The following is a 12646-nucleotide window of genomic DNA, read 5'->3' on the forward strand; positions in this document are numbered from 1 at the left end:
TCTTCCATGGCGTCCTCCTCGTCAGCGCAGGCCGAGACCGCGGGCAATCATCCCGCGCAGGATTTCCGGCGTGCCGCCCCGAATGGTGAACGACGGCGCGTGCAGCAACACATGCGCCATCGCCTGTGAATACTCGTCGTCGTCATCGAGACTTGCCTCGATCGGCAGCAGCTTCCGCACCATTTCCGGAACCTCCCGTTCGAACGCCGTGCCGACGTCCTTGACGAGGGCGGCCTCCGTCTCCGGGCTCTCGCCACGCTCCAGGAGCCCGGCGATCGACGACGACATCCGACGCAGCGTGGCGAAGTGCGATGCGAGCCGGCCGATCTCGACCGCCTGTCGCTCATTCGGCTCCCGCCCGACCTTGTCGACGAGTTCGACCAGCAGCCTGATGTCGGACATGAAGCGATCCGGGCCGGCGCGCTCGAACGCCAGTTCGCCCGTCACGCGGGTCCAGCCTTCCCCCGGCTTTCCGATCATCATGTCATCGGGAACGAAGCAGCTCTTGAAGAACACCTCGTTGAACTCGTGGCCGCCCGACACGTTCATGATCGGCCTGATCTCAATGCCCTCCGAGCCCGTATTCACGATGAACTGGGACAGACCGGCATGACGGTTCTCGTTGGGCGGCTCGGTGCGGGCGAGCACGATCAGGTAATGCACGCGATGCGCGTTGGAGGTCCAGATCTTGGTGCCGTTGATCACCCAGCCACCTTCGACCTTGTCCGCCTTGGTGCGGGCCGCCGCAAGGTCGGAGCCGGAGTCGGGCTCGCTCATGCCGATACCGAAATAGCACTCGCCCGCGGCAATCTTTGGCAGGATCAGCTGCCGAGCCCGCTCGCTGCCGTGCTTGAGGATCTGCGGGCCGGACTGCCGATCCGCGATCCAATGCGCGCCGCCCGGTGCGCCGGCCGCCAGCATCTCCTCGGTTACGACGAAGCGCTGCAGGTTGGAGTACTCGCCGCCACCATACCGCTTCGGCCAGGTCATGCCGATGAAACCGGCCTTGGCGGCGCGTTTGCTGAATTCCGGATCGAATGTCGACCAAGACGTCCGGTGGGCCGCGTAACCACCATTGTCACGCTCCTCCTGCAGGAAGGTGCGGACCTTCCGCCTCATCTCGTCGGCCTCGGGCGGCAACGTCAGGGATTCGAACCGGAATGCGCGCAATCAAGCCTCCATCAATCGAATATTGTCGTTCAGCTGAACTCCAGCCATCAAGCGCCCCGGAACACCGGCTTGCGCTTTTCCAGGAACGCCGTCACCGCCTCGTGCTGATCGGCTGTATACTGCACCAGGGCCTGCATGCTGGCCGCCATCTCCAGATGGGTGCCGAGATCAATCGCCCCGGAATCGCGCACCAGCTTCTTGCACATGCGGATCGAGTGCGGCGGGTTCGACGCGATCTGCCGTGCCATTTTGCGGGCGGCATCCATCAGTTCGGCCTTCGGCACGACATGAGACGCCAGCCCCCAGGAGAGCGCCTGCTCCGCCTTGATGAAGTTGCCCGTGAACGTCATCTCATAGGCGCGGGAGAGGCCGACCACGCGCGGCAGGAACCAGGCACCCCCGTCGCCAGACACCAGACCGACGCGCATGAAGCTCTCGGCAAACTGTGCATCGTCCGCCGCGATGCGGATGTCGCACATCAGCGACAGGTCGCAGCCGGCGCCGATGGCAAAGCCGTTAACGGCAGCTATCGCGGGGACCTCGAGGTCATACATCGCCATCGGGATCTTCTGGATTCCGTGGTGATATCCGCGCCGGATTTCGGCGGGAATGCCGCCGAACAGACCTGTACGATCACGCATTTCCTTGACGTTGCCACCCGACGAGAAGCTTTCTCCCGCCCCCGTGACGATCACGCAGCTGACCGACATGTCCTGATTGATGCGCTGGCAATGGCCGACCAGCGCATCGACGATGGACGGCGACAGCGCGTTGCGCGTCTCCGGCTCGTTGAGCGTGAGTATGACGACCCCGCCATCCTGCTCGTAAGTTACACTGTCCGACATGTCTTGCCTCACTTGCTCTGGCTGCTGACGAATACCGTGTTCGCGGCGTCCATGCCGAGCTCCGCAAGAATCTCGGCCGTATGCTCGCCCAACCGCGGCGCGTGGCGGCGCAGCCGGAACGGCGCCGAGCTGAACGACACCGGCGCCCGGATGGACTTGTAGGCCCCCTCCGACGGGTGCTCGGCCCGGCTGAACATCCCGACCGCCTTCATGTGCTCGTCTTCAGGCAGATCGGCGAGGCCAAGCACGGGCATGCAGGGAATGCTGACGTCGTCGCAAAACGACACCCATGCGGCCGTGGAATGCCTTGGGGCTTCCTCCTCAATGATCTCGTAGAGTGTCTCGAGATGGGCTGCCCGCTCGACCAGAGGAAAGAAGCGGGCGTCGGATTTCAGTTCAGGGCGACCCACGAAATCGAAGAAGTCGCGCCAGTTGCGGTCCGAGTAAGGCAGGATGCACATGTATCCGTCGCCGGTACGGAACGGCTTCCGGCGTGGACTGACGACGCGGCTATAGCCGGGATTGCCGAGAGACGGCTCGAAGGCGAAGCCCAGCAGATGCTCGATATAGGCGAACTCCGCCGTGGTCTCGAACATCGGTACCTCGATCGCCTGACCGCCGCCACCGCGCTCGCGCTGGAACAGCGCCGCCATCACCGAATAAGCGATCGCCTGCCCGGACAGCTTGTCGCACAGCACCGTCGGCATAAAGGCCGGCTCACCGCGCGCCGCCAAATGCAATGCCGCGAGCCCCGAGCCGGCCTGGATGATATCGTCATAGGCTGCCTTGTCGCTGTAGGGCCCCTTCTCACTGAATCCATAGGCGCCGCAATAGATGATATCAGGCTGGATGGCGCGGACCGCCTTGTAGCCAAGCCCAAGCTTGTCGATGGCCTTGGGCCGCAGCGAGTGGACGAACACGTCGGCTGTCGCGATCAGCTTGCGCAGGGTATCCATCCCCGACGGCTGCTTCAGGTCGAGCACGACGCTGCGCTTATTGCGGTTGAGATGGAGAAAGCCGCCGGCCATGCCCTCATGGCGATTGGGCCGATAAGTCCGGAAGGAATCACCCTCTTCGCTCTCGATCTTGATCACGTCAGCCCCGAGATCGGCCATGATGTGGGTCGCAAACGGTCCCATGATCACGTTGGTCAGGTCGATGACGCGGATTCCGCCCAACGGGCCGTCTGCAGGGGTCGTGTCCATCCCGAAGCTCTCTTGTTCACTGGCCGCGGCTGGGCGTGCCGCGCGGGACGTCCAACTTCTACGTGATTGCAATTCGATCAATACGGTTCGGCACGATCGCGCCAATTATCACATATGCGATTGAATACGCTGCATCGCTCTCTTGCTGGGGGGAACGCGATCCAACATAGTTCGCCCAACGAGAAAAAGATCGGGAGAGAACGATGACTTCGACGAGCCGTCGCCAGCTTGTAGGCGTGATCTCGGGGGCAATTGCGTTGGCCTGCTTTGCAGCGCCAGCTGCGGCCGCCGAGAAATGGGATCTCTACATCTACAATCCCGTGGCGACGGTGGCGGCGGCCAAGGGCATGACTGCAATCACCGAGCAGATCGAGAAGGACACCGGCGGCGAGCTGTCGGTCCGGCTGCACCTTGGGGGCTCGCTTCCGATCAACACCACCACCATCACTCAGGCTGTTAGCGACGACGTCGTGCAGATGGGCGACGACGGATATTTTCTCGGCAACGTGCCGATCGGCGGCGTCCTGCGACTGCCGATGCTGATCCGCTCGCTCGATGAATACAAGAAGGCGGCGGACATCATGGCGCCGTACCTGGAGAAGGCCTTCGAGAAAAAAGGCGTCCTGGTGCTGGGGCAATATCTCTACCCCTACCAGGTTGCCTTCTCGAGCAAGAAGCTGACCTCGCTGGCCGACATCAAGGGCCAGAAGATCCGCGTGACCTCGCCCGAGCAGGGAGAGTTCATCAAGCGGCTCGGCGGTGTGCCGGTCACGCTCGGCGCCCCCGAAGTTCCCTCCGCGCTCGACCGAAACATCGTCGACGGCGTGCTCACCGCGAACACCGGCGGCGGAAACACCTGGAAGGACCTGCTGAAGTTCAACTACCGGCTCGGCATCAACTATTTCAATTCCGTCGTCATCGTGAACAAGGAGCGCTTCAACAAGTTGACGCCGGAGATCCAGGCCAAGGTCCGCAAGGCCGTCACCGACAACATGCCGCTGATCACCAAGGCCATGGCGGATGAGGAAGACAGCCTGAGCAAGAAGTTCGCGGAAGGCGGCATGACGGTGACGGAGCAGCAGCCCGGCGATCTCGATGTCGGCACGAAGACGATCTCGGCCTATTGGGATGAATGGGCGAAATCGAAGGGACCGGATGCTGCGGCCGCGCTCAAGCAGGTTCGTGCGGCGCTCGGCCGGTGATCGATCATGGCCAGCAGCATCGAGATCAGGGAGGTGGCGCCTGACGGCGCCGTCCACCTTATCGACAACGTCTCGTCGGGCCCCAGTCCGGTCGAGAAGGCCTCGGAAGCGATCTGCGCGCTCTTCCTGATCGCCATGATCATCCTGATCGGAGCCGAGGCGATCGCACGCAACGTATTCGCGACGTCGCTCCAGATCACCGACGAGATCGGTGGCTATCTGCTGGTGGCGATGACATTCCTGAGCATGTCGGTTGCCGAGGCCCATGGCGCGTTTCACCGGGTCGAACTGGTCCAGGCCCGCCTCGGACAATCCGCCCGGCTCGTGTCGCAGATCGTCTTCGACCTGATGTCGCTGGTCGCCTCCGCCTTCATCACCTGGCAGCTCGCGCGCCTGGTCATGAACTCGTGGCGCTCAGAGGACGTGGCGCCCACGCCGCTGCAGACGCCGCTGTGGATGCCGCAGACCACCATGGCGCTCGGCACGTTCCTGCTCTGCCTCGCCATCGTCCGGACCATCCTGACCAAGGTTCGCCGCCTGCGCGGGAGTGCGCAGCCATGACCCCCGGGGTCGAACTGATCCTTGTCCTCGCGATCTTCGTCGGCCTGCTCTGCGTGGGCATGACGATCCCGTTTGCAATCACCGTACCCTCTGTCCTTTATCTGCTGCTGCACGCGGGTCTGCCGGGATTGAAGGGCATCGGCCTCGTCAGCTGGGGCAGCATGAACAGCTTTACGCTGAGTGCGATCCCGCTGTTCATCCTGATGGCCGAAATCCTCCAGGAAAGCCGGCTGAGCCTGCGGGTCTATCACGGCCTGTCCAGGCTGGTGTCCTGGATCCCCGGCGGCCTGCTGCAAACCAACATCGCGGGATGCGCGATCTTCGCCGCCATCAGCGGCTCGAGCGTGGTCACCGCCGCCTCGATCGGGCGCGTCGCGCTGCCGGAACTGCAGAAGCGCAAATACAGCCCGCGCCTGTCGGCGGGCTCGCTGGCAGCGGGCGGCACGCTCGGCATCCTGATACCGCCGAGCATCGCGATGATCGTCTACGGCACCTTCACCGAGACGTCCGTCGCAAAACTGTTCATGGCCGGCGTGATGCCGGGCTTGCTGCTGACCGCGATGTTCATGGCCTATATCGCCATGCACGCCTGGTTCAGGCCTGGAATCGCTCCGCGGGAAGACGGCGCCCGGTCGGCTCGTGAACTTCTCTCGGCCCTGCTCGACGTTATCCCCTTCATGGTGCTGATCGGCGGCACCATCGGCAGCATCTATTCGGGCCTGGTAACGCCGACCGAGGCTGCGGCCGTCGGCTGCGTGCTGGCGATGATCATCGCGGTGTTCTGGGGCGAGTTCAGCGTCGCGATTCTCTGGCGCGCCCTGCAAACCACCGTGCGCGTCTGCGGCAACATCCTGTTCATCGTCTATGCCGCCTTCCTGTTCTCCTACGCGATCAGCTACGCCGGAGTCGGCGAGCAGATCACCCAGTTCCTGGTCAACCTGAAGCTCTCCAAGCTGGAGTTCTTCTTTGCCCTGTTTGTTCTCTACACGGTGCTGGGCTGCCTCGTCGAAAGCCTCGGCATGATTGTGGTTACGGTGCCGCTGCTCTATCCAGTTCTGGTGCAGTACGGTATCGATCCGATCTGGTTCGGCGTGATCCTGGTGCTCTTCATCGAGATGGGCCAGATCTCGCCTCCGATCGGCATCAACCTGTTCGTGATCCAGAGCATCTGGACCGGCAAGCTGAGCGACGTCGTGGCGGGCACCATCCCGTTCCACCTGATCATGTTCGTGCTGCTCGGCCTGCTCGTGATCTTCCCTGAGATCGCAATGTGGCTGCCCTCGCAAGTCACTGCCGTTCCCTGAGCGAGTTGCCCCGATGTACGCACCACCCGAAGAGATCAAGACCGAGGTCTTCGCCCGCCTGCCTGACAAGTTCCGCCGCAAGGACCCCGACAATGCCTGGTCGCTGGTCAACCGCCGCGGACTTGCCGCGGATTCCTTCCTTGAAGGCCCGTCATTCGACCGCGACGGTAATCTCTATATCGTGGACATTCCCTACGGACGCATCTTCCGCATCTCGCCCGCCGGAGAGTTCGCGCTGGTCGCCGAATACGACGGCGAGCCGAACGGACTGAAGATCGCGCGCGACGGGCGGATCGTCATCACGGACTATCGCCATGGCCTCATGACGCTCGATCCGGCCAGCGGCAGGGTCACCTCCATGCTGGAGCGGCGCTGGTCGGAGCGCTTCAAGGGCGTCAACGACCTGGTGTTCGCCGGCAATGGCGATATCTACTTCACAGACCAAGGGCAGACCGGCATGCACGACCCGACCGGCCGTGTCTATCGTCTGCGCGTGGACGGAACGCTCGACCAGATCGTCAACAACGTCCCGAGCCCGAACGGTCTCGTGCTCAACGGCAGCGAACACATCCTCTACGTCGCCGCCACGCGCGGCAACGCGATCTGGCGGATCCCGCTGATGCCCGACGGTACGGCATCGAAGGTCGGCATCTTCATCCAGCTCTCAGGGAGCCTCGGCGGACCGGACGGCCTTGCGATGGACGAGCAGGACAATCTCGCCATCGCTCACGCCGGTCTCGGCACCGTCTGGATTTTCAGCCGTCTCGGCGAGCCGCTCTATCGGGTCCGTTCCTGCCAGGGCCTCGCCACCACCAATTTGGCCTATGGTGGCCCTGACAACAGAAATCTCTACATCACGGAATCCGAGACCGGCTGCGTGCTTGTCGCGCGCCTTCCTGTCGCTGGACGAGTCATGGCATCGCATCGATAGTGCCGGACCAGGTTGGCAAGGTTAGAGACCGAGCAGCCCAAATCTGTTTGTTACGAAGAATGAAAGGACAGCCTTCATGTTGAGGAAGGTTCGAACGGCAATATTGATGCTTGGCCTGACCGCCTCGGGGGCCGCGATGGCCGCGTGGCCCGACGACAAGCCGGTCGAGGTCGTCGTCGGCTTCGCCGCTGGCGGCGGCACCGACGTCATGGCGCGCAAGCTGCTTCCCTTCGTCGAAAAGCGGCTCGGCGGAAACGCGCGATTTGTCGTTCTCAACAAGCCCGGCGCCGGCGGCGAGATCGCGTTCGCCGCGATCGCACGCGCAGCCCCGGACGCCTATTCGATGGGCGTCGTAAACGTGCCCGGCTACAATTTCCTGCCGATGACGCGGAAGACCCAGTATACGATGGATGAAATTCGCCTGGTCGCACGCGTGGTCGACGATCCCAGCGTGATCGTCGTTCGCAATGACAGCCCGTTCACGACTTTGGCAAGCGTGCTCGACGCGCTGCGCAAGAAGCCCAGTTCGGTCACCTTCGGCCACAACGGCGCCGGCACGAACGGCCATCTGGCTATCCGCATGCTCGCCAAGGCTGCTGGCGTCGAGCCGAACGAGATCTCCTATCGCGGAACCGCAGCACAGAGGACCGACGTCCTTGGCGGTCATCTCGATGTCGGAATGGTCAGCCTGAGCGAGGTGCCCGAACTGCACGGCACCAACAAGGGAGCGCTCCGGGCCATCGCAATCTTGTCGAACGCTCGTTCCACCTCCTTGCCCGGCGTACCCACTGGAGAAGAAGCCGGCGTTTCCGTCATCATGACCGCGGAGCGCGGCTTTGCGCTACCGAAGGGGGCACCTGACGATGTCGCAAAAAAGCTCGAAGCTGTAATCGCTGAGAGCCTAAGAGATCCCGACTACGTCAAGAGCTCACCTGGTGATGCTCCGGTGCTCGCCTTCATGCCCGGTACCGAGTGGCAGAAGCGCCTCGACGAGATGACGAAGGCGTTGCAGCCTCTCGCCGGCGAGTTGGCGGAGCCGAAATAGCTCAGTCGATCTAGCGAGGCGGGTATATCGGTCCGTCACGAACTGGAAGGATTGCCCGGCGCGCGCGAGCAATCCTCCAACAAGTACGGCCGTTCAGGTGCATGCTGAGCGGCAGGCCATTGACCACCCTGTCCTCTTTGCATGCTCAACTGCGCTGACGCACTCTATTGTCAAGCGCGCCATTGTGGCCGCTCTTAGAAGGGCTAACCACTTCGGTCACAGCATTCTTATTACACAAGAGACTTCCAAGACTACGCGAAACTACGCGATAGCTGCCCGCAGCACTACTCCCACTCCTTCATTTCGAACGACGCTTCGCCGTTGATCTGCAAGCATAATTTCAGATCTGACGATCTGACGGACAAATGCCGCGGTACATCCGGCTCCTTGAACTCACAGGAAAATTCACGCCGCTCGAAGAAGTGACGCCTTTGGCAAGCAATCGACTGAACGATCGCGTGTGCAAGGCCGTGAATGGCCAGCAGCTCATACTTGCACTGCGTCGCTGAGATACCGGGATCGGGAAATCGCCGGCTTGGTCTGCACGAGATCGCTCACGCCCCCTAGACGTTGAGGTCACTTCGCGCCAAGCAACCTCAAGACCAAGTCAAGTTCAGGTGGGGCTAGACAGCTGATTTGCCTGACGACACCCGATCGACAGCCGTTCAAAGGCTGAGGCAAGCCAGGGCGCTCAACCAACTAGTAGCCGATTGCAGCTCCCTCATACGTGGATCAGACCGTCCACTCAGCATCCCGCTTTGTGGATCCACAATAAATTCCACGGGCATAACCATCTCATTCCAAGCGCCCCGGCGATTGATGATGTTCGCTCTCTGCGCCAGCCCATCGACGACATCATCGGCCCTCCAGGTGCAGGGTGTCCCGCGCCTCGCCCAGGCCGAAACGTCGTGCGGAATGCAGGTCCTGATCTTACCTGGAAGCGCAATTGAAATCCTCCTTTGTCGCGTGGACTGTTGAGCCCGCGCCGAAACCGCGAAAGCGGTACTCGCAGTAGATGCAATAAATCCCCCTCCTCATTCGAGCACCCCGCGGTGATGGAAGCGGTGTTGACGTCGACTTCGGGGTGGCCTGGCAGCAGCATGCTGACCTATGGTTATTCGGAAATCGCGTCGCCGGCAGTCCCTCTCGCGCGGCAATAGCGCTGGCGAAGCCGGGCACTATCAGCCCTGCGATGGCCGCCAATGCCACGACGCCGACGGCGATCATACTCGGAACAGCAGCCATTGCGTTCGCCCGGGGAGTAGCAGGATCACAACCATCCCCGCTCCGAACATCACTACTTGGAGGCACATGAAGACCATCGCCGATCCGGCGATGTGCTCTAGGTCACCTGCATCCCGCACTTGCGCAGCACCGTCTTGGCAAAGCCGAATGGCGCCGGCGTGAACGGGCCAGGTGGCGCGCGGGTGATCAATGCGACGACGCAGAGCGCGGACACCGCGAGCCAGAAGCACAGCCAGAAGCCATCGATATAGGCGAGCACATTGGCCTCGCGCTGCACGAAGCCGGCGAGCGTGCCGATCGCTCGCGCCGGCGCCGATCCCGCGTCGTGAGCTGAGAAGTGATCGGCGAACTGCTTCAGTATCCGCACCACATCGACATTGCCGACCTCAAGGTTCTGACCGAGATAGAAGGAATGGACCTGCTCGCGGACGCGCAGCCACGTCCCCATCAGCGCCACGCCGATTTCGGCGCCGCCAAGGCGCATGATCTGGATATAGGCAGCAAAGGAGGTTGCGCGGCTGGGGTCGGAGTTCGACAGCAGGGTGATGATCAGGGGCAGCAAGGTCAGCGCCTGCCCGATCGCCTGCAGCAGCACGATGCCAACAAAATCCTCGCGCGCCCAGTCGTGGGTGAGCCGGGCGCCCCAAAAATTGGCCGCGGCAAAGCAGGCAAATCCCACGACCACCACCGTGCGCGCATCGAAATGCCGCAGCAGCCAGATCGAGACCGGCACCAGCACGAACATCGGCAAGGCGCCGTAGCTCAGCAGGAGCAGGCCGCTCTGCTCTGGCCTGAGCTGGCCGATCGCGGCAAGGAAGTTCGGCACCAGCGAGGCGTTGGACAGGCTGGTCAGCGTATAGAGCAGGATCACAATCAGCCCCAAGCCGATATTGCGAGAGAACAGCACGTTCACGTGCGCCCACGGCTGCCCGACCAGTGACTCATTAAGAAGAAAGGCTGCGAACAGCACCGCGCCGGCCACGAGCAGGGCCATCACGGTGCCCGAACCGAGCCAGTCCAGCCGATTGCCCTGATCGAGGCCGGCATAGATCATCGAAACCGACGCGCCGAGCAGCAGCATGCCGCCCCAATCGGCATTGCGCAGCAAGGCGCGGTACACCGGCTCGTTCGGCGTGCCGAGATAAACCATCAGGCCCATCAGCGGCGCGATGACGACGCCCTGCCAGTACAGCCATTGCCAGCCGAGATGGTCTACATAGAACCCGACCAGCGACGTCGAGGTGTCGAGCGCAAAGCCCACGCGAATCGCATAGATCGAGAGTGCCGGCAGCCACCAGCGAATTGGCAAATTGCGGAACACGATCATCAGCGCCGCCGGAACGAAGGTGCCGAGCAGCAGGCCGTGCACGACACTAAGCGTGAGCAGCGTCGGATAGTCGTGCACGAACGGGATGGCCAGCGAGACGCCGGCATAGACGAGACTTGGGATGCCGAGCACGCGGCGCAGGCCGAACACGGTGGCCAGCCACGCCACTGCGGGCGCGATGAAGATCTGCGAGCCAATACCTGCGGTGGAGAGCCAGGCACCTTCGTCGAAGGAGAGCGAGAACGCGCCGCGGAGATCGGGCAGGCCGACCGTACTCAGGCGGCTGTCGAAATTGGCGAGAAACGAGCCGAGCAGCACCGCCGCCACGGCGAACAGCGGCCGGGGGGCGGCGCCACCGCGCGAGACCGGTCCGCGATCGCCGTAGTTATCGTCCGCCATTGCCGCCCTTGGTATCGATGTGCGTGACCACGGACATGCCCGGCACGAGGCGCGCCAGCATTGGCTGGCCCTCGTCGAGCTGGATGCGGACGGGAATGCGCTGCACCACTTTGGTGAAATTGCCGGTCGCGTTGTCCGGCGGCAGCAAGGCGACCTGGGCGCCGGTCGCGGGCGCAATGCGCTCGACCCGGCCGCGCAGCTTCTCACGCGGGAAACTGTCGACGGTGATCTCGACCGGCTGGCCCGGCGCGACATGCGTGAGCTGGGTCTCCTTGTAGTTCGCGACCACATAGACCTTCGGCAACGGCACAACGTTGACGAGGTTGGTGCCGACATTGACGTAGTCGCCGGGCTGTACCTGACGCTCGCCGACCACTCCATCGAACGGCGCCGTGATCCTTGTGTAACCGAGCTTGAGCTTGGCACTTGCCAGCGTCGCCTTCGCCGCCTCGACATCGGCGGCGCGCTGCTTCCTGGTGCCTTGCAGAACTTCGAGCTGATGCTGCTGGGCCGCGATCACCGCGCGGCTCGCGCGCACGTCGGCCTGCGACTTGGCGTAGGCGGCGACTGCTTGCTCGAACCGCTGCCGCGTGCCGGATTGGGTCTGCGACAGCGATTGCTGCCGCTCCTGCTCCTGCCGCGCCTCGACCTCCATGGCTTCGGCCGACAGCCGCGCCGCCTGCGCCTGGGCGATCGTCGCATATTGCAGCTCGATCTGGTTGGCAAGATTGTCGAGCGCTGCCTGTGCCGCGGCGACATTGGCCTCGGCCTGTGCGACTAGCGCCTCATAATCAGCCGGATCGAGCTGGACAAGGAGATCGCCGGCGTTGACGCGTTGGAAGTCGGTCACGCCGACGCTCAGAACTTCGCCCGAGACCCGGCTCGAAAGCCGCGTCAGCTCGGCGCGGACATAGGCGTCATTGGTGGTCTGGATCGCCGCATTGCCGACCCACTCGTCGAAGCTCAGCGTCGCCAGCGCGACAAAGCCGAGCGCGACGACTACGGCGAACAGTGGGATCGCGAACCGGCTCCACAGCGAAGTTGCCGTCCGCTGCGTTGGCCTGGGCGGCGGGGCCGGTAATGCGTTCTGTACCTGTTGGCTCACGACACCACTCCAGTTCCCGCCGTCATCCCGGGCGATCCGCGCGGAGTGGATCTGCACCTCGGTCTGGTCAGGATCGCCAAAGCACCCTAGCATTCATCGGAATGAATTGTGAATGTTTGGGGCGAAGACGCGAGGAAGCGGTCAGGTGCCAAGACGCGTGCCTCAGAACGCGAACTGCGTGCGCATCGCGACGGCGTCGAACTTCGAACCGACATCGGCGGTCGAGATCGGCGAGGCCTGCCGTGACACAGTTCCGTGCAGGTAGTCGAGCATGAAGCGGACGTTGCCGTTGACGTACCAGTTGAGC

Annotated in this window: 11 protein-coding genes; 5 read left to right on the plus strand and 6 right to left on the minus strand. The window is 63.1% G+C overall.

The window, feature by feature from the left end; all coding sequences use genetic code 11:
- Positions 1–21 precede the first annotated feature (21 nt).
- Genes IVA92_RS03575 through IVA92_RS03585 form a run of 3 tightly spaced genes read right to left on the minus strand, consistent with a single transcriptional unit; the run spans position 22 to position 3220 of the window.
- Entirely contained in the window at positions 22–1170 is a 1149-nt protein-coding gene (locus IVA92_RS03575; RefSeq protein ID WP_247279476.1) for an acyl-CoA dehydrogenase family protein, read from the minus strand.
- Positions 1171–1217: 47 nt separating this feature from the next.
- Complete coding sequence (locus IVA92_RS03580) at positions 1218–2015, minus strand: crotonase/enoyl-CoA hydratase family protein (RefSeq protein ID WP_247279477.1); 798 nt, start codon at positions 2013–2015, stop codon at positions 1218–1220.
- Positions 2016–2023: 8 nt separating this feature from the next.
- The gene (locus tag IVA92_RS03585) at positions 2024–3220 is read right to left on the minus strand and encodes a CoA transferase (protein WP_247279478.1); all 1197 of its coding nucleotides are present in this window, start codon (positions 3218–3220) and stop codon (positions 2024–2026) included.
- A 203-nt stretch (positions 3221–3423) separates the two neighbouring features.
- Between IVA92_RS03585 and dctP the strand changes: the two genes are divergently transcribed.
- From dctP to IVA92_RS03610, 5 genes are all read left to right on the plus strand, one after another.
- Positions 3424–4422 carry a TRAP transporter substrate-binding protein DctP gene (gene dctP / locus IVA92_RS03590; RefSeq protein ID WP_247279479.1) on the plus strand — a complete coding sequence of 333 codons (999 nt, stop codon included), beginning with the start codon at positions 3424–3426 and terminating at the stop codon, positions 4420–4422.
- 6 nt (positions 4423–4428) lie between these two features.
- Positions 4429–4983 carry a TRAP transporter small permease gene (locus IVA92_RS03595; protein ID WP_247279480.1) on the plus strand — a complete coding sequence of 185 codons (555 nt, stop codon included), beginning with the start codon at positions 4429–4431 and terminating at the stop codon, positions 4981–4983.
- Positions 4980–6287 carry a TRAP transporter large permease gene (locus IVA92_RS03600; protein ID WP_247279481.1) on the plus strand — a complete coding sequence of 436 codons (1308 nt, stop codon included), beginning with the start codon at positions 4980–4982 and terminating at the stop codon, positions 6285–6287. Before IVA92_RS03595 ends, IVA92_RS03600 begins: the two co-directional genes overlap by 4 nt.
- 13 nt (positions 6288–6300) lie before the next feature.
- Positions 6301–7218 carry an SMP-30/gluconolactonase/LRE family protein gene (locus IVA92_RS03605; RefSeq protein ID WP_247279482.1) on the plus strand — a complete coding sequence of 306 codons (918 nt, stop codon included), beginning with the start codon at positions 6301–6303 and terminating at the stop codon, positions 7216–7218.
- Positions 7219–7294: 76 nt separating this feature from the next.
- Positions 7295–8263: a tripartite tricarboxylate transporter substrate binding protein gene (locus IVA92_RS03610; RefSeq protein WP_247279483.1), complete on the plus strand. Its 969-nt coding sequence runs from the start codon at positions 7295–7297 to the stop codon at positions 8261–8263.
- A 1342-nt stretch (positions 8264–9605) separates the two neighbouring features.
- Here the strand turns inward: IVA92_RS03610 and IVA92_RS03615 are convergent.
- From IVA92_RS03615 to IVA92_RS03625, 3 genes are all read right to left on the minus strand, one after another.
- A complete protein-coding gene (locus IVA92_RS03615; protein ID WP_247279484.1) occupies positions 9606–11234 on the minus strand; it encodes an MFS transporter in 1629 nt (542 codons plus the stop codon).
- Entirely contained in the window at positions 11221–12339 is a 1119-nt protein-coding gene (locus tag IVA92_RS03620) for an HlyD family secretion protein (protein WP_247279485.1), read from the minus strand. The genes IVA92_RS03615 and IVA92_RS03620 overlap by 14 nt, the downstream gene beginning before the upstream one ends.
- Before the next feature lie 162 nt (positions 12340–12501).
- On the minus strand, positions 12502–12646 hold a 145-nt coding region (locus tag IVA92_RS03625; RefSeq protein WP_247279377.1), incomplete at its 5' end, for a porin.

Source organism: Bradyrhizobium sp. 154, assembly GCF_023073875.1.
GTDB lineage: Bacteria > Pseudomonadota > Alphaproteobacteria > Rhizobiales > Xanthobacteraceae > Bradyrhizobium.